The following is a 20,732-nucleotide window of genomic DNA, read 5'->3' as shown; positions in this document are numbered from 1 at the left end:
ATTCTGTTACCTGCATGTAACGAAATGGCGAGATCGGTCTCTATCGCTTGACCTAGTGGCGAAATAGGGCGAGTATCCTCTCCAGGGCCATCACCCCTGGAGAGGACGACCGTGTTCACGGCTACTGGAGACGACTGGGCGGATCGCGCGGCGACGCTGCCCCTGCACACGCGCATGTTCATCGACGGCGCGTGGGAGGAGGGCTCGGCCGAGCCCCTGTCTCCCGTGAGCCCCCGCGACGGTCGCGCACTTCCGCAGATCAGCGCCGCCTCGCCGGCCGATGTGGACCGGGCCGTCCGCTCCGCGCGCACCGCCTTCGATTCCGGGGTCTGGTCGCGGATCGCCCCTCGTGAGCGCGGACAGCGGCTGATCGCCTTCGCGCAGAAGATCCACGACAACGCCGAAGAGCTCGCCCTCACGATCTCGCTCGAGATGGGAAAGCCCGTCCGTGAGGCTCTGCAGACCGAGCTTCACGCCGTCGTCACCTGCTTCCGCTGGTACGGCGAGGCCGCCGACAAGATCCTCGACGAGGCCCCCGTCACCACGCCGAACAGTCTCGCGCTCGTCACCCGGGAGCCCGCAGGCGTCGTCGCGGCCGTGGTGCCGTGGAACTTCCCGCTGACCATGACCGCCTGGAAGCTCGCCCCGGCCCTCGCGGTCGGCAACAGCGTGGTGCTCAAGCCCGCCGAGCACACGACCTACTCGGCGCTGCGACTGGCCGAGCTCGCGCACGAGGCCGGCATCCCCTCCGGCGTGCTCAACGTCCTCCCCGGCGCCGGACACGTCGCCGGTCGCGCCCTCGGCGAGCACCCCGACGTCGACATCGTCACCTTCACGGGATCCCCGGAGGTCGGACGGCGCTTCCTGGGCTACTCGGCGGTATCCAACGGCAAGCGGGTCTGGCCCGAGCTCGGCGGGAAGACCGCGAGCCTGGTGCTGCCCGACGCCGACCTGGAGCGCGCGGTGCGTGCCACGGCCGACGGATGCTTCTACAACCAGGGACAGATGTGCACGGCGTCGTCCCGCCTGCTCGTGCCCCGCGCGCAGCATGATCGTGCGCTGGAGATCGCCGCCGAAGTCGCGCGGACGAGTCTGCCCGCCGACCCGTTCGATGTCACCACCTCGATGGGAGCGATCGTCAGCGAGAAGCAGCTCGCCGGCATCGCCGGTTTCGTGGAGCGCGCCCAGGCGGAAGGCGGAGAGCTCGCGGCCGGAACCCCGGAGCGTTTCGAGGCCGTCGACGGCGGCAGTTACTTCGCCCCCGTGGTGCTCGGAGTCACACCGCAGCACGAAGTCGCCCAGCGCGAGGTCTTCGGCCCCGTCCTCTCGGTCATCGCCTATGACGACGTGGAGGACGCCCTCGAGATCGCCAACGGCACCGAGTACGGACTCGCGGCCGCGCTGTGGAGCACCGACCTCAACGCGGTGCACACCCTGTCGCGACGTCTGCGTGCCGGCGTCGTCTGGGTGAACTGCTTCGAGGAGGGCGACATGACGATCCCCTTCGGCGGGGTCAAGGGGTCGGGCTTCGGCCGCGACAAGAGCCTGCATGCGATCGACAAGTTCACCGATCTCAAGACCACCTGGATCGAGCTGTCATGACCCGTCCGCTCATCGGCATCACGACCTGGCGTCGCTTCATCGACACCGATCTCGGGGCGGGCCGCCCCGCACACACCCTGGGTGCCGAGTACGCCGCACCCGTCGAAGCCGCCGGTGGCGCCGTCGTCCTGCTGCCCCCGACGGCGGGCGTCGACGACGTTCTCGACCGCCTCGACGGACTGCTCCTCTCGGGTGGAGAAGACGTGCACCCGTCCCGCTACGGCGCGGAACCGCAGGAGGGCAAGTCCTACGATCCGTCGCGCGACGGGTTCGAGATCGCCCTCGCGCGGGGCGCCCGCCGACGTGGCATCCCGGTCCTCGCCGTCTGTCGCGGGCTGCAGGTGTCCAACGTCGCCTTCGGCGGCACCCTCCTCGTCGACATCCCGCACACCGAGGATCACCAGCCCGTGCGCGGAGCAGACCAGCAGCTCGCGGCCCGGCATCCGATCAGACTCGCCGACGGCAGCCGTCTCGCCGACCTGTACGGCACGCGGCACCGGATCGTGAACACCATCCACCACCAGTCCATCGCCGTCCCCGCCCCCGACCTGCACCCGGTCGCGTGGGCCTCGGACGGGATCGTCGAAGCCGTCGAAGCAGACGGCGACTGGCCCTTCTGGGCGGTGCAGTGGCACCCCGAGAAGATGATCGACCCCGATGAGGCCGCGGAGGAGATGCCGCTGTTCGCGGCGTTCGTCTCGGCCGCCCGCGAACGAGCAGCGGAACAACCCGCTGCGGAGAAAGGAACACGATGACCAAGCAGGTCTTCCTCGAGTACGAGAACGGCGTCCGCGCCGTCGCCACCCTGTTCGAGGACCTCGCCCCTCGCACCTGCGAGGCCATGTGGGGTGCACTGGAGAAGCCGGTCACCATGCAGGCGATGCACGCGATGTACGCCGGCCCCGAGGTCATGGTCGGCCTCCCCGAAGAGGCGCAGAACTTCGACCCGGAGAAGGTGCCGTTCGAGAACCAGCAGGTCGTACCCGCACCGGGTGACCTGCAGTGGTACTGGCAGCGTCCCATGCAGATGGGCGGCCTGCCGTTCGAGTGGTACGAGATCGGCGTCTTCTACGATCGTGGTGCCCGTACTCTCGGCCCGCTCGGATGGACACCCGTCAACATCTGGGGCGGCATCACCGAAGGACTCGCGGAGTTCGCCAAGGAAAGCGCGGCGATCCGCATCGACGGAGCGAAGCAGCTCACCATCGGACGCCTGGTCTAAGGCGTCTACTCAGTGCTGGACCCATCCCGAAGGAGCAGTGCATGAATACCCGAAGAATCCTCACCACCGGAGCGCTCGTCGCCACCGGCGCCCTCGTCCTCGCCGGCTGTGCGGCCGGCGATGACACCGCATCGTCCGGCGACAAGGAGTTCGCCGGCGAGACCCTCGTCGTCACGTCGTTCGGCGGCGACTGGGAGAAGGCCTTCATCGAGGCCGTCGTCGATCCCTTCGAGGAGGAGACCGGCGCCAAGGTCGAACTGATCACGCTGTACAGCGCCGATGCCCTCGCGCAGGTCACCGCCCAGAAGGCCAGCCCGCAGATCGATGTCGTGCACTTCTCCGGCGGGCAGGAGCTCACCGCCGCCGCGGACGGTCTCATCGCACCGATCGCCGCCGACGAGCTGTCCGAATCCGGTGACCTGATCGACCTCGCCACGGCCGGCCTCGAGCGCGGGGAGGGCCCTGTGATCCAGCTCGCACCGATCGGACTCGTCTACAACACCGAGGCCGATGCTCCGGCACCGACCTCGTGGCTCGACCTGTTCGACGAGGCCTACGCCGGCCACATCGCCCTCACGGACTTCTCGAACACGTACGGCGTGCTCTCGATGCTCCGTGTCTCCGATGCGCTCGGCGGCGGTATCGAGGACCCCTCGCAGGCGATCACCGACCTCGGGGAGCTGGCTTCGTCGGGCGACGCGATCGTCGTACCCACCTCGCCCGACCTGCAGACCGCCTTCGCACAGCGCGACACCTGGCTCGCCCCGTACGCGATGGACTACGCCGGCACGCTGCAGGACGCGGGCCTTCCGGTAGAGTTCATCGTCCCGAAGGAGGGCGTCACCGCCTCCCTCATCACGGCGAACGTGGTCGAGGGCCGGGACAACCCCGACCTCGCGAAGCTCTTCATCGATTTCGAACTGCGCCCCGAAGCGCAGGCCGTCTTCGCGGAGAACATGCGGTACTCGCCGGTCAACACCCAGACCGAACTCTCCGGCGACGCCGCGGAAGCCGTGCTCACCGGCGACGAGCTGGAGACGGTCGTCGTCTACGCTCCGGGCGATGTCGCAGCTTCGCGGCAGTCCTGGACCGATGAGTGGAATGCGCTGATCACCAAATGAGTGTCCGAACCCGTAGGGAGCCCTGGCTCCTGCTCCTGCCGGCGATCGTGCTGCTCGCGCTCGCCTTCATCACCCCGGTGGCTGGCATGCTCCTCATGAGCGTGCAATCGTCGGCAGGCGGGTTCACCCTCGACAACTTCACCCGGTTGTTCACGAGTGAATATCACCTCCAGGCGGCGCTGCGTTCGCTCCGCCTGGGGGTGATCCAGACGATCATCACGCTCGTCATCGCGATCCCGCTGTCGTACGTGATGGCTCGCGCCGGCTCCCTGGTGCGCTCCTTCCTGCTCATCGTGGTGATCCTCCCCCTCATGACGAGCGTCGTGGTCCGCACCTTCGGCTGGGTCGTCCTGATGGGACCGGCCGGGCTGATGATGCAGATTCCCGGCGTGGAGTTCCTCGTCGGCGGCACGCAGGGCTTCCTCGGCACCGAGACCGGGGTCGTGATCGCGATGGTGCAGGTGCTCCTGCCGTTCGCGGTGCTCAGCATCCTGGGTGTGATCTCCGGCATCAAGCCTCAGCTCGAAGAGGCGTCGCGCACGCTCGGCGCCGGATTCTGGCGCACGCTGTGGCACGTCGTCCTCCCGCTCGCGATCCCCGGCATCGTCGCCGGTGCCTCGCTCGTCTTCGTCCTCTCGGTGAGCTCGTTCATCACGCCGCGCTTCATCGGCGGGGCGCAGATCCCTGTGTTCGCGCAGACCATCTACGTCGATGCGACCACCAACCTCGACTGGTCGTTCGCGGCCGCGCAGGCGGTGCTGCTCTTCGCCGGGGTCATGCTCGTGCTCGCAGCGACGTCCCGACTCGGGAAGCAGAAGGTGTGACCATGGTCCGTTCCGTTCCGATCCTCGGCAGGGTCCTCGCCATCGTCCTCGGCGTCATCGTGACGCTCTACATGCTCGTCCCGCTCCTGGTCGTCGCCGGTGCGTCCGTCGGCGAGAACCGCTTCCTCACGTTCCCCGGTCAGGGGTTCACCCTCGACTGGTACGTCGAGGCGCTCACCTCGGACACCTACCTCGAACCGTTCCGTCTGAGCCTCGTGGTCGGCGTCACCGTGGCCGTCGTGGCCGCGTCGATCGGCACCGCTGCCGCCCTCGCGCTGACCCGCTTCACCATCCCCGGCGGCGCCGCCATCCAAGCCCTGCTGATGTCGCCGCTGACGATCCCGACGATCATCCTGGCGATCGGTGCCCTGTCGATCTCGTCGCTCACGATCGGCGCACCGAACGTCGGTGTCCTGATCGCCGTGCACGTCGTGATCGCGATCCCGTACGTGATGCGCACCGTCACCGGCGTGATGGCGCGGGCAGACCACTTCACGGAAGAAGCCGCGCGCACCCTCGGCGCGAGCGCCTGGAACCGCTACCGCCTCGTCGTGCTGCCCATCGCCCGCCCCGGCATCGCGGCGGGTGCGTTCTTCGCCTTCAACATCTCCTTCGACGATGCGGTGATCGCCCTCTTCCTGCGCACACCGCAGCTCGAGACGCTCCCCATCGCCATCTACGGCCAGCTGGAGTTCAGCACCTCGCCCACCGTGGCGGCGGTATCGACTCTCATGGTCCTGCTCACCGTCGTCCTCATGATCGTGCTCGAACGCATCATCGGCCTGGGAAGGTTGTTCGTCTGATGACAACACTCACCATCACTGCTCTCACCAAGGACTTCAAGGGGACATCGGTGCTCAAGGGCATCGATCTCTCGATGCGGTCCGGGGAGTTCGTCTCCCTGCTCGGCCCGTCGGGGTGCGGCAAGACGACGCTCCTGCGCTGCATCGCGGGGCTCGAGTCGCCGAGCAGCGGCACCATCGAGATCGCCGGCCAGGATGTGACGAAGCTCCCGCCCGAGAAGCGTCACCTCGGCATGATGTTCCAGAGCTATGCCCTCTTCCCGCACATGAGCGTGGTCGAGAACGTGCGCTTCGGGCTGCGGATGTCGGGCGAGAAGTCCAAGACCGAGCAGAAGGAACTCGCCGTGCGGGCTCTGGAACGCGTGCAGATGGGTCACCTCGCCGACCGGATGCCGGCGCAGCTGTCGGGCGGCCAGCAGCAGCGTGTCGCCCTGGCCCGCGCGATCGCGTTCGAGCCGCGTGTGCTCCTGCTGGACGAGCCGCTGTCGAACCTCGATGCCCGGCTGCGGGAGGACATGCAGGTCGAACTCAAGGAGTTGCACCGCACCCTCGGGCTCACCACCGTGTTCGTCACGCACGACCAGGAGGAGGCGATGAGCCTCTCCGACCGCATCGTCCTGATGAATGCGGGAGTGATCGAACAGGAAGGTGCGCCGGCCGAACTCTACGGCGCACCGCGCACCCCGTTCGCGGCAGACTTCATCGGCGCGGCCAACCTGCTCCCGGCCACACGTTCCGGAGCGGTCGCGACGCTCGACGGCACCGCGATCCAGGTGCCGCTGACGGGGGCGGGCCCCGATGGCACCGGTGAGGTCGTGCTCCGCCAGGAGGACCTGCGGCTCTCGCCGACGGTCGGCGCGGACACTCCGGTGAACGTCGACGTCGTCGCCCACGTCTACCGCGGGGCCGACATCGTGTACATCGTCGAGCTCGCGGGGAAGCGGATGCGCGTCGTGCGCCCGCGGCACGAAGCGCCCATCCCGGAAGGCGCAGCCGGCCTCGGCTGGCGCGACGGCGCGGTGCTCTGGATCGCCGCCGCCTGACCTCCCCCTCCCTCGCCCCTCCCTCGCCCCGGGGCTGAAACCCAGACGACCCCTCGCACGCCCGGCGTGTCCCACCCCGACACGCCGGGTCGCGCGCATTCCGTCTCTGTTTTCGCCCCTGCGCTCGACACGGGCACGGTCATAGGATCGGGGCGTGACAGACGACTCCTCCGCCCGTGCCACCTCGCGCCGCGGTTTCTTCAAGATCGGGGGCGCCGCGCTCGCGGGCGCGGCGGTCGGGGGTGCGGGCGGCGCGGCGATCGGCGCGTCGATGGCCGGCAACCCTCGCGACGGCTTCGCAGACGACCCGGATCCGTTCGCGGCCCTCACTCCGCGCAGTGAGCCGGGGTTCGATCACCTCGTCGTCGTGATGGGTGAGAACCGCTCCTTCGACAACCTGCTCGGATACCTGTACTCCCGGGAGAATCTGCCGGCAGGCGAGACGTTCGAGGGCCTGGACTTCGGCTCGTACAGCAACACCTCCTCCGACGGCACGGTCGTCGACGCGCACGTGTACGAGGGCGACACCGACCGGATCATGAGCCTTCCCGACCCGGACCCCGGCGAGGAGTACCCGCACGTCAACACGCAGATCTTCGGCACCGTGGATCCCGCGAGCAACGCGAGACTCTTCGTCGACGAGATGACCGCGCCCTTCAACGCCCCGACGCACGGCGAGAAGCCCACGATGTCAGGGTTCCTGGAGGACTACATCATCAACTTCCGGCGATTGCGCAAGGGGGTCGACCCGAAGCCCGACGAGGCCAGGCACATCATGGGTTCCTTCTCTCCGGAGATGCTCCCGGTGCTGTCGACGCTCGCCTCCGAGTTCGCCGTGTTCGACCACTGGTACGCCGGGGTCCCGTCGCAGACCTTCTGCAACCGTTCCTTCTTCCACGCCTCGACGTCACACGGCTTCGTGACCAACCAGGCCGGCGGCGGATACAAGAAGTGGCTCGATGCTCCGGCAGCCCCGACGGTGTTCAATCGGCTCGAAGACGAGAAGGTGAGCTGGAAGATCTACATCGACAAGCTCCAGCTCGTGTCGTTCACCGGGATGCTGCATGCCCAGGTGCTCGAGAAGTACTGGCGCACCGAGCACTTCGGCACCATGGAGGACTTCTACGCCGAGGCGAAGGACGGGAAGCTCCCCGCCTACGCGTTCATCGAGCCCCGCATGGTCTACGACCACAATGACTTCCATCCGCCGTTCGGCCGCCCCCGCGAGGGCGAGGTCGAGGGTGAAGCCGTCTTCGACAGCGCGATCTCGGACGTGCGCGCCGGAGACCGACTCATCCATGACATCTACGAGGCCGTGCGCACGAGTGCGTCCGCGACGGGTTCGAACGCGGTCAACACCCTGCTGCTCATCACCTTCGACGAGCACGGCGGCTGCTACGACCACGTGCCCCCGCCCGCCGCCACCACGCCGACGCCCGACACCGAGGCCGGCGAGATGGGCTTCACGTTCGACCGGCTCGGATGCCGCGTCCCGGCGATCGCGGTCTCGGCGTACACGAAGCGCGGCTCGATCATCCACGACGAGATGCACCACGGCTCGGTCATCGCCACGCTCTCCCGTCTGCACGGTTTGAAGCCGCTCAACGATCGCGACCAGTTCGCCAACACCCTGATGAACGTCGTCAACCTCGACAAGCCCCGCCACCCCGCCGACTGGCCGGTGACGACCCCCGCGTACACGCCTCCGAACCCCGAGGAGTCGGCGCCGCGGCCCGGTGGGAAGGATCAGCTGAGGCCGTTGACCCCGCCCGCCCGCGGGCTTCTCGGGCTGCTGATCGCGCGCTACGGCCAGCCGGGAGAGCCCGAGCCGGAGACGTTCGCGGATGCGTACAGGCTGCTCCACGAGCACGGTGAGGAGTTGTTCGGTCCACCCCGGGGCGGCTGACGGAGGCTGCGCCCGGTTCGAGGCGGTACGGATGAATGAAGAGTCAGCTGAGAGTCGGTTCGCGGGACGCGCGACGCGCGCACCGGGCTCTGGCGAAGTCGCCGAGAGGTCCCAGAGCGAAGATCGGCCCCACGCCGGAAGCTCCACCGTGGGGCCGATCTTCGAACGCGACAGGTACTAGACGCGGGTCTTGCTCAGGTCGACCCGCTTGCCGGTGACCTGCATCCCGATCTGGATGAGCGCCTTCGTTCCGTTGCGCTCAGGCATGCAGAACTTGGTAGTCGAGTTCCACGGGATCCAGCACAGCTTGGCGTAGTAGTCGCCTGTATAGAAGTCGCGCACAGTGTCCCATGTCCCGTTGGTAACGCCCAAGGTGAATTGGTAGTGCACGTTCCCGGGCGGGTTGTCGTGCCAGCACGGCTTGCCGGATGCGCACCCGGTAGACCAGGAACGTGCGGAGGGTCCAGAAGGGCTCAGTGCCTCGAGCGTCGCTTCGAGCTCTGCCTCGGTTATGACCTCGACGTCTGTGACGTCGCCCGAGTACGGGTCGACGGTGACGATCTTGGGGGAGCCGGAGCGCAGCGCTTCGATCTCATCCTGCGTCAGTTGGTCCAGATCCCCGACCACCGTTGACGTGAGGGAGTCGGGTGCGGGGGATATCTCCGCGGCCACGGCGGGTGCTCCTGTCAACATGAGGCACGTCACGAAGCAGAAGCGCGCTGATCACTCCGAGCATGCCGGTCCGCGCGCTCACAGGGCACCCACCGCGAAGCTGGCACCGAACACAACGGCGGTGGCTACGAGCGCCCCCGTGATCACCAGGACGGCCTTCCCAGCCTTGGGACGTGTCCTCACGCCCCAGATGATCAGCGCAGCGAGCACGAGCACCCCTGCGATCGCGGTGAGGGCCGTGGACGTGTTGTAGGTGGCCGTCTCCTGCACCGTGGCAGGCCAGGGGATATCACCGTCCACGGTGCCGCCGAGGTAGCCGGCGGCAATGCCGACGATCGCTGCCAGCGCGGCGATTGCCCAAACAGTGCGGTTTCGCTTCGACGTCGGGAGGTTGCGTGGTTCATTCATCGTGAGCTCCATCACGGATTGCACTTCGTGATCGGGTTTCCCTGTACGGACCAGAGGACGTCCTTTCGCCAGGATTCCATGTTGTAGGTGGCGCCGCCTCCGAGCCAGCCGTACGCAACGTGGCAATAGAACTGGTTGATGATCGTGGATGTGACCTTCGACTTGTTGGTTCCCAGATCTGCCTTGAGATCAGCGAGATGCGACTCAAGCGTCGCGATGCCACGGTAGAACTCGCCCCAAGAGGTGGGCACCGCGTTGATCACGTACTTCGAACCGCCCTGGCTGGTCACCCACGCTGCCGCCACAAGGTCATGGCCAGCCCACGGGTCCGCGACGACGGGGTAAGCGTCCACCGGGACACTGGTCAGGTCGACATGCTGGATGAGCGTGTCACCATCGAGCTCGAACGAGGTGGGAACATCCGATCCGTTCACATCGCGCGCCCACGGTCGCGCGATGCCCGCGATGAACTCGCCCTCGGGGTTCATAATCAGGACCGATCCGTCGTCCTCCAGCGTCGCGGCCGCGGCGTCCGGCAGCTCAAGGGGCATCCGGAACGCCGTGTCAGCGACCGGCTCGTTGATGACGATCGCGACAAGCGCGCTGCCGTCTTCCATGAGAATCGGTTCAGAAAGCACAGAGTCCGTCGACGCGGTCACGCCGAGGGACACGGTGCCTTCAGGGGTCGAAACGTGAGCACTCTCGCTGTCAACGCGTGCTGTCGCGTTGTCGCTTACGGTGACCTCGGAATCCATAACTACGGCCGATGCGATCTCATTCGGCGCCTGCGCCTGGAACACCGCTACAACCTCACTCACGTCATCATCAGCGTCGGCCGCCGTTCTCGACCAGGCATGTTCACCGTAGAGGTCCCGCGAGCCACCTGTCTGTCCCCCAAATGGCCGTCGCTCGCGTGAGCCCGTGTGCGTGGTAGGTGAAATTGGGCGGATGATCTCCGCGATCCGGCGCTCGGCGAGGAGATCTGTGTCAACGGGTCTTCCTCGGGGGCTACCCCGTGAAGAACCGGCTCTGCGTGTTCCTCGTCGGTCCGGACGCCGACCTTGCGACGATCCCGTGGCGGGTGGCGGTGTTGTCACGCCGCGGAGGAGGGACGCCCCAGCAGGCCGCGCAGGAGCATCCCCGGAACCGCGGCCTGATCCCGAGCACGTCGCGACGCCTCCGCGGCTGTCGCGTCGAGAGCCCACTCGTCCAAGCCGCGGAGCATGCCGAACGTCGCCGCGGCGAGCGCCTCCACGGGCACGTCATCGCGCACGGCTCCGGTGCGCACACCCACCTGCAGCACCTCGGCGACCCACGCGTGCACGGCATCGAGCAGAGTGCTCCTCGCGTCGACGCCTCCCGCTGCCGGCAGGTAGAAGATGCGCCCGAGCAGACCGAGAGCGGGATCGACCGCGGCCAGTCGGCCGAGATCCGTGAGCACTCCGTCGAGGCGCGGCCAGAAGTCATCACCGGCGAACTGTGCGGGTTCCGGGGCGACCCAGTGCGCGCGCACGTCGGCGATCAGGGTCTCGACCACCGCGTCCAGCAGCTCCGACTTGGAACCGACCGCGTGATAGAAGGAGCTCTTGCTGATGCCGGCCGCCTGGATGATGCGGTTCAACGACGCGCGCTCATATCCGACCGAGGCGAACTCCGCCACCGTCGCCTCGATGAGTCGGTCGCGGTGATTCCCCGTGAGCGCTGCCATGCGTCCACCCTACTGGACCAGTCGGTCCAGTAGGCGTAGTGTGGGCATTGTACTAGGTGGTCCAGAGGAGGAACATGCTCACCGACACACCACTCGACTCCCAGATCGCCGCACAACACGACGATCGCCTGAGAGTGCTCATCGTCGGTGCCGGCATCGCCGGCATCACTCTCACGCAACTGCTGCGTCGCGACGGACTGCACCCGGTTCTCGTCGATCGGATGCCCGAGATGGACCACCCGGGCTACATGCTCGCGCTCATGCCGACCGTCGACCAAGCTCTGGTCGATCTCGGCGTGCACGAGGACTACCTCGCCGCGGGCACACCCATGCAGCGCTATGCGTTCCGATCCCACCGCGGCAAGATGCTGCGCTCCGAGTCGATGAGCGATCTGCTGCGCGTCTACGGCGACTACAACGGCATCTCGCGTGGCGCTCTGATCGAGGTGCTCACCGAGAGCGGGTGCCCGGTGACGTTCGGCACCACCGTGCAACAGGTGACCGATCGCACCGCGCTGTTCGTCGACCGTGACGGGACGCCCGCCGGCGAAGGTCGGTTCGATCTGATCGTCGGTGCCCACGGCATGAACTCACGCATGCGCTCCGTGCTGGGTTCGGCCGCACCGCAGGTCATCGAGACGGGGTGGTCGGGCTGGGTGGGGTGGGCGGATGATCTCAGCGATCCGACGCTCGGCGAGGAGATCTGGGGCAATGGGTTCTTCCTCGGGGCCTACCCCGTGAAGAACCGGCTGGGTGTGTTCCTCGGCGGTCCGGACGCCGACCTTGCGGACGGTCCCGTCGCGTTCGCCGCATCCGTCCGCGAGCGGGTCGATTCCCTCGGCCCTCGCCTGGAGGCATCGCTGCGCGCGATCGAGACCGCACCGGATCCGTACCTGTGGCGACTCGACGACGCCCGTGCTCCGCGATGGGTGCTACCCGCCGGCGTTCTGCTCGGGGACGCCGCCGCGGGCTTCCTGCCGACCGCAGGGATCGGGGCGGGAATGGCGATCGAGTCGGCCTGGATGCTGGGCCGCATGCTCGCGCACGCCGACCGGCAAACACTGCCGGTGTTGCTTGAGGCATGGGAGCGGGTCGAGCGCCCTCGCGTCGAGGCAGCGCAGTCGAACTCACAGATGCTCGCGCGGCTCATGTTCCGCCGCGGGCGTGTGCTCGCGTGGCTGCGTGAGACCACGCTCCGGCGCCTGAGCGTGCGAGCCGTGCTGGGCCCGATCGTCAAGCTCGTCGCCGGACGCCCCGACCCCGATGCCGTCGCCCGCCAGGCGCTGGCATGAAGTGTGAAGCGCACTACATCGTCGGCATCGGCGGGCCGGCCGGCGTATGGTGGCCGTGGATTCACAAGTGTTAGGAGAGCAATGATCTATGCAATCGTGGGAATTGCCCTGCTTGCATTGGGCGGTATCGCTGGGAAGCTCAGCGCTAAAGCAGGTACTGTCCTCGCCGCGGTCCTTGTGCTGTCATGGCTTCTTGCCCTGGCATGGTTCTCCGTGTCGGGCGACCTCGATTCCATGGTGCAACCCCTCGCCGCTTGCCTCGTGGTCGGCCTCCTGGCCTTCCTGATCGGAGCGAATACCACTCGCCGCTGGCCGGCTCCACGAGACAACAAGTAGTCGACCATCAGGGGGCGAGATGATCACGACACTAGCGCGCGGGGAGCCGTAGCGCCTTCTCGGTGAAGTACCTCACCTCGCCCTCGGCGGTCTCGACCCCGAACACCCACTTGCCGGAGGGAGTTGCCCGGACGTCGATGACGGTGCCCCGTTCGCGGCCGAAGGTCACATCGGTTCCCGCTGAGAAAATGGATTCGCTCATGGATGAGAGCTTGCCCCCGCAAGCTCTCATCCGCATCCCTCGCACGACGGACATCCGCCGCGAAGCCGACTGTCAGACCGGGTCGCCCTGCACCGGCCCGTCGGTGTTCGGCCTCCAGCCGAGTGCCGGCGCCACGTGCGTCGCGAAGGCTTCCAGCACATGCAGGTTGTACTCCGGGCCGAGCTGGTTGGGGATCGTGAGCAGCAGGGTGTCGGCGGCCATCACGGCCTCGTCCTGCTTCAGCTGGGCGATCAGCACGTCCGGCTCGGCGGCATACGTCTTCCCGAAGGTCGAGCGGAATCCGTCGATCACACCGATCTGGTCAGCGTTCTCCTCGCTGCGCAGCCCGAAGTAGGCCCGATCCATGTCGGACACGAGCGGGAACACGCTGCGGCTCACGGAGACCCGCGGTCGCCCGGTGTGACCGGCTTCCTTGTAGGCCGAACGGAACAGCTCGATCTGTTCGCGCTGCAGTTCGTGGAAGGGTTGGCCCGTCGCTTCGGTCACGAGGGTCGAACTCATCATGTTGAGCCCCTTGCGACCCGTCTCCACGGCGGTCGAACGAGAGCCCGATCCCCACCAGATGTGGTCACGGAGCGTCGGCGACTGCGGTTCGATCTGCAGATACCGACCCGCTCCCACCATCCTCGGGTCACCGGGGGCGAGACCCTCGCCGTCGATCGCCCGCAGGAAGAGGTCGAACTTCTCCCGCGCCAGCACGCTGCCGCGCTCCGTGTCCTCCTCGTCGACGTAGCCGAACGTCTCGTAGCCGCGAAGCGCGGTCTCGGGTGAACCTCGGCTCACTCCGAGCGCGATCCGTCCATCGGCGATCAGGTCGAGCGCTGCCGCTTCCTCGGCGAACTGGAACGGGTTCTCGTAGCGCATGTCGATCACACCGGTGCCGACCTCGATGCGCTTCGTGCGCGCCGCCATCGCGGAGAGCAGCGGCATGGGGGATGCGGCCTGGCGCGCCCAGTGGTGCACGCGCACCGAGGCGCCGTTCACCCCGATCTCGTCGGCGCCTTCGGCGATCTCGATCGTCTGCTTGAGCATGTCGCCCGCTGTGCGGGTCGCCGATCCGGGGACATCGGCGTAGTGACCGAAAGAGAGGAATCCGAAAGCCTTCATGATCTATTCCAACGCATGTATTCGGGGTCTATTCCCCCGGCAGCAGGATGCCGTCGAGGATCAGGGCACGGATGCGGGGTTCGAGGTCCGCCCACAGCTCGGCCAACGGGACGTCGAACAGGTCCGCCAGCGCCGCCACGATCTGTCCCACGGTGAGTTCACCGTCACAGGCTCCGACGAGTCCGGCGAGCGCGGGGTCGACCGCGATGGTGCGGCTGAATCCTCCGCCCTGACGCAGCTCGATCACGCTCGGGTCGTCGTTGCCAGGCAGCAGGTGCCGCGCCTCGGTGACGTCGGCGGCGACCGTCAGAGTCGCCGGCATCCCCTGGGTGAGCACGTCGTAGGCGGCGAGCCCCGTGGCCAGTGCCGCTCCGACGTTCGAGACATGCTGGCCGATCTTCTCGGTCCGTCGCAGCGGATCGCCCGATGACCCCCGGCGCATCAGGACGTAGCCGAAACCGATGGAGGTCACCCCGCGGGCGGCGAAGTCATCGAGCCAGGCGGTGAGCAGCGGGGTGAACCCGGAATCGCGCGGGGTGGTGCCACCGTCACGGATCCACAGCTCGGCGTACCCGAGGGGCGAGAGCTCTTCGCGTTCGATCACCCACAGGTCGAGCTCGGCCGGTACCCATGCCTCCAGGCGGGCGAGGCCCCCGACTCCCGCCTTGGACTCCCAGTTCCCCAGCAGCTGGACGATGCCGTTCTCCGTGAGGAATGTCGGGGCCGTGCGCACGAACTGCTCGACCAGCGCGTCTCCGACCAGTCCGCCGTCGCGGTATTCGTACGCGGGAACCCCGTCGACGCGCGGGGTGATCACGAACGGCGGATTCGAGACGATCAGGTCGAACGCCTCCCCCGCGACCGGCTCGAACATGCTCCCCTGGCGGAACTCGATGTTGGCGACTCCGTTGAGGTGCGCGTTGAGCTCGGCGAAGGCGAGAGCACGCGCGGAGATGTCGGTCGCGATGACCCTCCCCGCCCGACGCGCGACCAGGAGCGCCTGAATACCGCACCCGGTCCCGAGGTCGAGCGCGCGATCCACCTCGATCGGGACGATGGTCTCGGCGAGGGTGCGCGACGCGCCGCCGACACCGAGGACGTGATCGTCGGGCAGCGCTCCGTCGAGCGCCACCTCGTCGAGGTCGCTCGCGATCCACCACTCCCCCACACCATCCGCATCGACGAACGACTGCGGTCGCAGCAGTGCCGTGGGCGTCACGGTGTCGGCATCGACGGTCGCGAGGCGGAGGGCGACGAGCCCATCCACCCCGAGGCGCGGGAGCGCGGCGGCCACAGGCTCCCGCGGCTGGGTCATCCCGAGCACGAAGAGGCGTCCGAGAGTGGCGAGCGCACCGGTGTCGTCGGCGATCGCGCGCAGGATCGGCTCCCGCATCCCTCGCGCCAGGGCATCGTCCGCCTCTTCTCCCCAGAGTCGCCGAAGCGGCTCGGAACGGAGGTCCGCAGCATCGAGATCCGCTGCGAGAGCGGCGCTGTGGAGCGGGTCGGGAACGGGCGCGAGGGTGTCGGACACGGCCGTCACTCTACGCGTCTTCAGGCTTCTCCTTCATATGGCCTCCTAGAATCAGGAGGTCAGTACTCACGGGCAGCTCTCTCCGGCGCCCGAGGAAGACCTCCATGACCGCGATCACCCCCGAAACCGGCCTCCGTGCGCGCCTGCATCGGCTCGCAGGCAGGGCCGCGGTTTTCGCGATCGCAGCGGGCACCTGTGCCCTGGGTGCGCCGGGCGCCGCTTTCGCCGCGGACCAGGCCCCGAAGGACGACGATCAGACCGTCGAGCTGCACGTCTCCGCCGGCATGCGCGGACTCATCGCTCCGGGGTCGTCGACCTCGGCGACGCTCACTCTCGACAACGGGACGGACACGAGGCTCAGCAGTGGACAGGTCGAGGTCGAGCTCAACCGCACTCCCCTGCCTGACGATGCGGCGGTGACGAGCTGGCTCGACGACGGTGAGGCTCCCGGCGAGTTCGCTGCGATCGGGGCCGACGACACCGAGCCGATCGATGCGGGCGCCTCCGCGACGACCACGATCTTCGTGCCCGAAGACACCCTCGGCGACCTCGCCCCCGGCGTGTACCCGCTGCGCGCGGAGCTCACCGGAGCGAAGACCGGCGACGACGCGGCGGCCGAAGCGGACACGTCCGCGACGACCGTCCTGATCGTGGCGGACTCGCAGACCACGCAGATCGGCGTGATCGTTCCCCTCACGGCGACGCCGGAAGGCGGTGCGCTGCTTACCGCCGAAGAGCTCGCAGAGCTCACCGCCGCCGACGGCGCGCTGACCGCCCAGCTCGACGGGATCGCGGGGACGACGGCCGTGATCGCGATCGACCCGTCGATCCTCACGGCGATCCGGGTGCTCGGCACGGCCGCTCCTGACAGCGCACGGGAGTGGCTCACGCGGCTCGACGGGCTTCCGAACGCACGGTTCGCCGTGCAGTTCGGGGATGCGGATGCCACGGCGCAGGCACAGGCGGGGTTGCCCGAACTGCTCCAGCCGACGACGTTCGCCCCCTTCTTGAACGCCGCGGACTTCCCGCAGACGCCGGAGACGGTCGCCCCCACGGACAGCACGGGCGCAACACCCGGCCCGACTCCCCGTCCCACGGACTCCACCGCGCTCCCGACGGATGAGGAGCTCACCGCGGTCGAGGGTGCGCTGCCGCGAATCCTCTGGCCGCACGATGCGCTGACCGAGACCGACCTGGCCGCGTTCACCGGGTACCTCGGAGAGGGGACGACCACGATCGTTCCCTCGTCGGCGGTCGGTGGACAGAGCGCTGCCCACGCGACCGCGTCGGGCCATGATCTCCTCGTCACCGATGCCACCACCTCCGAGGTGCTGTCAGAAGTGGCCGCCGAGGGTGACAGTGTCGACCGCCAGCGTCTGCTCGCCGAAGCGACGGCGCGGCTCCAGTTCGCTCAAGCCCGTTCCGCCGGCGCTCCCCTGCTCATCGGCTTGGACCGCGATGAGAATCGCCGCGCGGACGCTCTCCGCGACGCGATCTCCGCGGCGGACTCGATCGGATTCGAGTTCTCCGCGCTCCGGGCGACGACACCCGTCGCGGCGACTCTGACCGCAGAACCCGACACCGCTCGCTCGGCCGCCGTGACGACGCTCCTGGCCGACGAGGGCAAGCTCACCGCCTTCTCGTCCATCCTCGAGGACCCGCAGGTGCTGCTGAGTCCCGAGCGCATCAGGATCCTCCGCACACTCGCCGTCGGGACCTCGGCGAACGCGTTCACGGAGGACCTCGCCGATCATCAGGCACAGACACGGGCGACGCTGAACGCCGTGAACATCCCGCCGTCCAGCACCATCCAGCTGCTCGCGGCCAACGCCGACCTCCCGATCGCGGTCCGTAACGACCTGCCGTGGCCGGTGACCGTGCAGCTCTTCGTCTCGCCCACTGACCCCCGTCTCGACGTCAAACCCATGACCGAGACGGTCGTGCAGCCCAACTCGTCGACGCGGGTGAAGGTTCCGGTGTCGGCACGGGTGGGCAGCGGCGAGGTCGATCTGCGCCTCAGTCTCTACAGCCCCACGGGTGTGCAGATCCAAGGGGATCAGACCGTCCGGGTCGCGGTCCGTGCCGAGTGGGAGACGATCGGCCTCGTGATCTTCGGAGGTCTCGCGGTCCTCCTGATCGCCCTCGGCGTGATCCGCACCATCCGCCGCAAGCGCCGTGAGACAGCGGAGGAAGACGAGGAAGCCGTGGCCACGGAGCCCGAGGAGAAGCGTGACTAGTCTCGGACGCGCGAGCGCCATCATCGGAGCCGGCACCATGGTCTCCCGCGTCACGGGGCTGCTGCGCAGCATCGTGCTGGTCGGCGTGATCGGCTCGGTCAACTCCGAAGCGGCTGACGCCTTCGCGGTCGCCAATCAGCTTCCCAACAGTGTCTTCTCACTGATCTCCGTGGGGATCCTCACCGCCGTGATCGTGCCGCAGATCGTCAAGGCTTCGGCTGACGCCGACGGCGGAAACGCGTACATCTCGAAGCTGTTCACCCTCGGGACGGTCGTCCTCGTGGTGATCGCGGGTGCGGCGACCGTCGCCTCACCCTGGCTCGTCTGGCTCTCTGCGGACGGAGATCCCGCACAGCTGGCCCTGGCGACCGCGTTCGCCTACTGGTGCATGCCCCAGATCCTCTTCTACGGTCTCTACGCTTTGCTCGGTGAGGCGCTGAACGCCCGCCGCATCTTCGGGCCGTTCACGTGGGCACCCGTGGTCAACAACGTGATCTCCATCATCGGATTCCTCCTGATCGCCGCTTTCTTCGGGGGGCCGCTGACGGACGTTCCTGACTGGACGCCGGAGATGATCGCCGCCCTGGGCGGGACGGCGACACTGGGGATCGTGGTTCAGGCCGGAGTCCTTCTCCTGTTCTGGCGGCGGACGGGACTCTCCTTGAAGCCCGACTTCCGCTGGCGCGGTGTAGGTCTCGGCGCCACCGGCCGCCTCGCGGGTTGGACTCTCCTCATGGCAATCGCGAGCCTCACCGCGGGAACCATCCAGGGACGCATCGCCTTCGCCGCTGCCGGCGACGGGGCGTCGGTGGCCACGATGCAGTATGCCTGGCTCATCTTCATGCTGCCGTACTCCATCATCGTGCTCTCGATCGGTACGCCGTATTTCACACAGATCAGCGAGCACGCCGCAGCGGGTCGAGATGATGAAGTCCGCGCGGACATCACGCGCAGCATCCGGACGCTCTTCCTCTTCATCGCTGTCGCCATGGCCGCGCTCATCGCGGCCATCATTCCCGCTTCTCGCGTCTTCACCGAGAACGCCGCCGATGCCGAAGCCGCCGCGCTCGTCCTCCTCTGCTATCTGGTGAGTCTGCTTCCGCTCACCGTCCTCTTCATCGTGCAACGAACCTTCTACGCATACGGCGACACACGCACGCCGTTCTGGTTCACCCTGTTTCAGAGCGTTCTCATCGTCATCACGGCTCTCGTCGCCCAAGGGCTCTACGTCGCCGACATCATCCCGGTCACGGCGTTGGCGGCCGCCATCGCGCTCGGTCAGTCTCTCGCGAGCACGATCCAGACAATCGTCGCCAGCTGGCTCCTGCACCGGAAGATCGGTGGACTGCGAATCGGAACCTGGGTGACAGCCATCCTGCGGTTCGCGGTCGCGGCCATCCCCGCCGGGTTCGCGGGCTGGGGGGTGTTCCTCCTTCTCGGCGGCCCGAGCGGCTGGACCACGGACAACAAGATCTTCGGAGCCGTCGGCACCGCGATCATCGGCCTCGCCGTGGTCGTGGTCTACGTCGCCATCCTCGCCGCGATGCGGGCCCCGGAGCTCAAGGCGGCCGGTGGTCTGGTGCGCAGGTTCCTCCCCGGACGCTGAACCTCCCGCACTGGCGGGGGAATGCCTCGCGGTTACCATGGGTTGAAGCACTCGAAGGTCATTCGACTGCAGTTTCTAAGACGGAGAGCACATGCGTCAGGTCATCATCATCGGCTCCGGCCCCGCCGGATTCACGGCTGCCATCTACGCGGCCCGAGCGAACCTCAAGCCGCTGCTCATCGCGAGCTCGGTCGAAGTCGGCGGCGAGCTGATGAACACCACCGAAGTCGAGAACTATCCCGGGTTCCCCGAGGGCATCCAGGGCCCGGAGCTGATGGCGAAGTTCCAGGAGCAGGCGGAGAAGTTCGGCACCGAGGTCGTCTACGACGACGTCACCGAACTGCAGCTCGACGGACCCGTCAAGAAGGTCATCCTCGGCAGCGGTGTCGAGCACGAGGCTCAGTCCGTGATCTATGCGACGGGCTCGGCGTACCGCAAGCTCGGCATCGAGGGCGAAGAGCGCCTGTCCGGTTACGGCGTCTCCTGGTGCGCCACGTGCGACGGGTTCTTCTTCCGCGAGAAGACGATCGCGGTCGTCGGCGGCGGCGACTCGGCGATGGAGGAGGCGACCTTCCTCACGCGTTTCGCGGAGAAGGTCTACGTCATCCACCGCAAGGACACGCTGCGTGCCTCGAAGATCATGCAGGAGCGCGCGTTCGCGAACGAGAAGATCGAGTTCGTGTGGAACAGCGAGGTCGCCGAAATCCTCGGTGGCGACTCCGTCAGCGGCGTGCAGCTGCGCTCGACGGTCGACGGCACCCTGCGCGACCTGCCGATCGATGGTCTGTTCATCGCGATCGGTAACGACCCGCGCACCCACCTCGTGCACGACAAGCTCGAGTTGACGCCCGAGGGCACGATCTGGGTCGACGGCCGCTCGTCGAAGACCTCCGTGCCCGGTGTGTTCGCCGCGGGTGACGTCATCGACCCCACGTACCGTCAGGCCATCACCGCTGCCGGCACGGGCACGGTCGCGGCCCTCGACGCGGAGCACTTCCTCGCGGACCTCGAGGACGCATCCGTCGAGGTCCCGGCTGCGGAGGCCGCCGAGATCCTCACCGCCTCGGCATAGTCCGGGAACACTTTCCCCT

20 protein-coding genes are annotated in these 20,732 nt (G+C 67.7%); 13 read left to right on the top strand and 7 right to left on the bottom strand.

Annotated features, from left to right (window positions below; all coding sequences use genetic code 11):
* Positions 1 to 111 precede the first annotated feature (111 nt).
* The 8 genes from KV397_RS16950 to KV397_RS16915 all read left to right on the top strand — a co-directional run bounded on the left by KV397_RS16950 (position 112) and on the right by KV397_RS16915 (position 8,521).
* Positions 112 to 1,602 (top strand): aldehyde dehydrogenase family protein, encoded by a 1,491-nt coding sequence (locus tag KV397_RS16950; RefSeq protein ID WP_261811809.1) that lies wholly within the window; start codon positions 112 to 114, stop codon positions 1,600 to 1,602.
* A complete protein-coding gene (locus KV397_RS16945; protein WP_261811808.1) occupies positions 1,599 to 2,357 on the top strand; it encodes a gamma-glutamyl-gamma-aminobutyrate hydrolase family protein in 759 nt (252 codons plus the stop codon). Before KV397_RS16950 ends, KV397_RS16945 begins: the two co-directional genes overlap by 4 nt.
* Positions 2,354 to 2,824, top strand: coding sequence for a DUF3830 family protein (locus KV397_RS16940; protein ID WP_017829890.1), 471 nt, complete (start codon positions 2,354 to 2,356; stop codon positions 2,822 to 2,824). Before KV397_RS16945 ends, KV397_RS16940 begins: the two co-directional genes overlap by 4 nt.
* Positions 2,825 to 2,865: 41 nt before the next feature.
* Positions 2,866 to 3,945: an ABC transporter substrate-binding protein gene (locus KV397_RS16935; RefSeq protein WP_261811807.1), complete on the top strand. Its 1,080-nt coding sequence runs from the start codon at positions 2,866 to 2,868 to the stop codon at positions 3,943 to 3,945.
* Positions 3,942 to 4,769: an ABC transporter permease gene (locus tag KV397_RS16930; protein ID WP_047521401.1), complete on the top strand. Its 828-nt coding sequence runs from the start codon at positions 3,942 to 3,944 to the stop codon at positions 4,767 to 4,769. The genes KV397_RS16935 and KV397_RS16930 overlap by 4 nt, the downstream gene beginning before the upstream one ends.
* A 2-nt stretch (positions 4,770 to 4,771) precedes the next feature.
* On the top strand, positions 4,772 to 5,572 hold the full coding sequence (locus KV397_RS16925) for an ABC transporter permease (RefSeq protein WP_240740466.1): 801 nt from the start codon (positions 4,772 to 4,774) through the stop codon (positions 5,570 to 5,572).
* On the top strand, positions 5,572 to 6,615 hold the full coding sequence (locus tag KV397_RS16920) for an ABC transporter ATP-binding protein (protein WP_153243204.1): 1,044 nt from the start codon (positions 5,572 to 5,574) through the stop codon (positions 6,613 to 6,615). The genes KV397_RS16925 and KV397_RS16920 overlap by 1 nt, the downstream gene beginning before the upstream one ends.
* 154 nt (positions 6,616 to 6,769) lie before the next feature.
* On the top strand, positions 6,770 to 8,521 hold the full coding sequence (locus KV397_RS16915; RefSeq protein WP_261811806.1) for an alkaline phosphatase family protein: 1,752 nt from the start codon (positions 6,770 to 6,772) through the stop codon (positions 8,519 to 8,521).
* 177 nt (positions 8,522 to 8,698) lie between these two features.
* On the opposite strand, the gene KV397_RS16910 is transcribed toward KV397_RS16915, so the two are convergent.
* From KV397_RS16910 to KV397_RS16895, 4 genes are all read right to left on the bottom strand, one after another.
* Positions 8,699 to 9,193 (bottom strand): hypothetical protein, encoded by a 495-nt coding sequence (locus tag KV397_RS16910; RefSeq protein WP_261811805.1) that lies wholly within the window; start codon positions 9,191 to 9,193, stop codon positions 8,699 to 8,701.
* A 78-nt stretch (positions 9,194 to 9,271) separates the two neighbouring features.
* The gene (locus KV397_RS16905; protein ID WP_131491668.1) at positions 9,272 to 9,601 is read right to left on the bottom strand and encodes a hypothetical protein; all 330 of its coding nucleotides are present in this window, start codon (positions 9,599 to 9,601) and stop codon (positions 9,272 to 9,274) included.
* A gap of 11 nt (positions 9,602 to 9,612) precedes the next feature.
* A complete protein-coding gene (locus KV397_RS16900; RefSeq protein WP_153243207.1) occupies positions 9,613 to 10,401 on the bottom strand; it encodes a DUF2599 domain-containing protein in 789 nt (262 codons plus the stop codon).
* A gap of 293 nt (positions 10,402 to 10,694) precedes the next feature.
* Positions 10,695 to 11,309, bottom strand: coding sequence for a TetR/AcrR family transcriptional regulator (locus KV397_RS16895; RefSeq protein ID WP_261811804.1), 615 nt, complete (start codon positions 11,307 to 11,309; stop codon positions 10,695 to 10,697).
* A 74-nt stretch (positions 11,310 to 11,383) separates the two neighbouring features.
* Between KV397_RS16895 and KV397_RS16890 the strand changes: the two genes are divergently transcribed.
* On the top strand, positions 11,384 to 12,601 hold the full coding sequence (locus tag KV397_RS16890; protein ID WP_261811803.1) for an FAD-dependent oxidoreductase: 1,218 nt from the start codon (positions 11,384 to 11,386) through the stop codon (positions 12,599 to 12,601).
* Between the two features lie 81 nt (positions 12,602 to 12,682).
* A complete protein-coding gene (locus tag KV397_RS16885) occupies positions 12,683 to 12,937 on the top strand; it encodes a hypothetical protein (RefSeq protein WP_047522311.1) in 255 nt (84 codons plus the stop codon).
* Positions 12,938 to 12,968: 31 nt separating this feature from the next.
* On the opposite strand, the gene KV397_RS16880 is transcribed toward KV397_RS16885, so the two are convergent.
* The 3 genes from KV397_RS16880 to KV397_RS16870 all read right to left on the bottom strand — a co-directional run bounded on the left by KV397_RS16880 (position 12,969) and on the right by KV397_RS16870 (position 15,807).
* Positions 12,969 to 13,139, bottom strand: coding sequence for a hypothetical protein (locus tag KV397_RS16880; protein WP_261811802.1), 171 nt, complete (start codon positions 13,137 to 13,139; stop codon positions 12,969 to 12,971).
* A 72-nt stretch (positions 13,140 to 13,211) separates the two neighbouring features.
* Positions 13,212 to 14,267 (bottom strand): LLM class flavin-dependent oxidoreductase, encoded by a 1,056-nt coding sequence (locus KV397_RS16875; RefSeq protein ID WP_131491663.1) that lies wholly within the window; start codon positions 14,265 to 14,267, stop codon positions 13,212 to 13,214.
* A 28-nt stretch (positions 14,268 to 14,295) separates the two neighbouring features.
* Positions 14,296 to 15,807 (bottom strand): DUF7059 domain-containing protein, encoded by a 1,512-nt coding sequence (locus tag KV397_RS16870; protein WP_261811801.1) that lies wholly within the window; start codon positions 15,805 to 15,807, stop codon positions 14,296 to 14,298.
* Positions 15,808 to 15,902: 95 nt separating this feature from the next.
* Between KV397_RS16870 and KV397_RS16865 the strand changes: the two genes are divergently transcribed.
* The 3 genes from KV397_RS16865 to trxB all read left to right on the top strand — a co-directional run bounded on the left by KV397_RS16865 (position 15,903) and on the right by trxB (position 20,713).
* Positions 15,903 to 18,035, top strand: coding sequence for a DUF6049 family protein (locus tag KV397_RS16865; RefSeq protein ID WP_261811800.1), 2,133 nt, complete (start codon positions 15,903 to 15,905; stop codon positions 18,033 to 18,035).
* Positions 18,028 to 19,641, top strand: coding sequence for a murein biosynthesis integral membrane protein MurJ (gene murJ, locus KV397_RS16860; RefSeq protein ID WP_047522315.1), 1,614 nt, complete (start codon positions 18,028 to 18,030; stop codon positions 19,639 to 19,641). Before KV397_RS16865 ends, murJ begins: the two co-directional genes overlap by 8 nt.
* A gap of 91 nt (positions 19,642 to 19,732) precedes the next feature.
* Positions 19,733 to 20,713, top strand: a complete 981-nt coding sequence (gene trxB / locus KV397_RS16855; RefSeq protein ID WP_131491660.1) for a thioredoxin-disulfide reductase — start codon at positions 19,733 to 19,735, stop codon at positions 20,711 to 20,713.
* Positions 20,714 to 20,732: the final 19 nt, after the last annotated feature.

The sequence above is a fragment of the Microbacterium aurugineum genome (genome assembly GCF_023101205.1).
GTDB lineage: Bacteria > Actinomycetota > Actinomycetes > Actinomycetales > Microbacteriaceae > Microbacterium > Microbacterium aurugineum.
Note: the sequence above shows the minus strand (reverse complement) of the source record. Positions and strands in the feature narration are given on the sequence as shown.

What these genes read in the sequence shown, in the direction of transcription:
- KV397_RS16940 (WP_017829890.1), top strand. Translation starts at nt 2,354, where the DNA reads ATGACCAAGCAGGTCTTCCTCGAGTACGAGAACGGCGTCCGCGCCGTC.
- KV397_RS16930 (WP_047521401.1), top strand. Translation starts at nt 3,942, where the DNA reads ATGAGTGTCCGAACCCGTAGGGAGCCCTGGCTCCTGCTCCTGCCGGCG.
- KV397_RS16935 (WP_261811807.1), top strand. Translation starts at nt 2,866, where the DNA reads ATGAATACCCGAAGAATCCTCACCACCGGAGCGCTCGTCGCCACCGGC.
- KV397_RS16885 (WP_047522311.1), top strand. Translation starts at nt 12,683, where the DNA reads ATGATCTATGCAATCGTGGGAATTGCCCTGCTTGCATTGGGCGGTATC.
- KV397_RS16925 (WP_240740466.1), top strand. Translation starts at nt 4,772, where the DNA reads ATGGTCCGTTCCGTTCCGATCCTCGGCAGGGTCCTCGCCATCGTCCTC.
- KV397_RS16920 (WP_153243204.1), top strand. Translation starts at nt 5,572, where the DNA reads ATGACAACACTCACCATCACTGCTCTCACCAAGGACTTCAAGGGGACA.
- KV397_RS16875 (WP_131491663.1), bottom strand. Translation starts at nt 14,267, where the DNA reads ATGAAGGCTTTCGGATTCCTCTCTTTCGGTCACTACGCCGATGTCCCC.
- KV397_RS16895 (WP_261811804.1), bottom strand. Translation starts at nt 11,309, where the DNA reads ATGGCAGCGCTCACGGGGAATCACCGCGACCGACTCATCGAGGCGACG.
- KV397_RS16890 (WP_261811803.1), top strand. Translation starts at nt 11,384, where the DNA reads ATGCTCACCGACACACCACTCGACTCCCAGATCGCCGCACAACACGAC.
- trxB (WP_131491660.1), top strand. Translation starts at nt 19,733, where the DNA reads ATGCGTCAGGTCATCATCATCGGCTCCGGCCCCGCCGGATTCACGGCT.
- KV397_RS16880 (WP_261811802.1), bottom strand. Translation starts at nt 13,139, where the DNA reads ATGAGCGAATCCATTTTCTCAGCGGGAACCGATGTGACCTTCGGCCGC.
- KV397_RS16905 (WP_131491668.1), bottom strand. Translation starts at nt 9,601, where the DNA reads ATGAATGAACCACGCAACCTCCCGACGTCGAAGCGAAACCGCACTGTT.
- KV397_RS16945 (WP_261811808.1), top strand. Translation starts at nt 1,599, where the DNA reads ATGACCCGTCCGCTCATCGGCATCACGACCTGGCGTCGCTTCATCGAC.
- KV397_RS16865 (WP_261811800.1), top strand. Translation starts at nt 15,903, where the DNA reads ATGACCGCGATCACCCCCGAAACCGGCCTCCGTGCGCGCCTGCATCGG.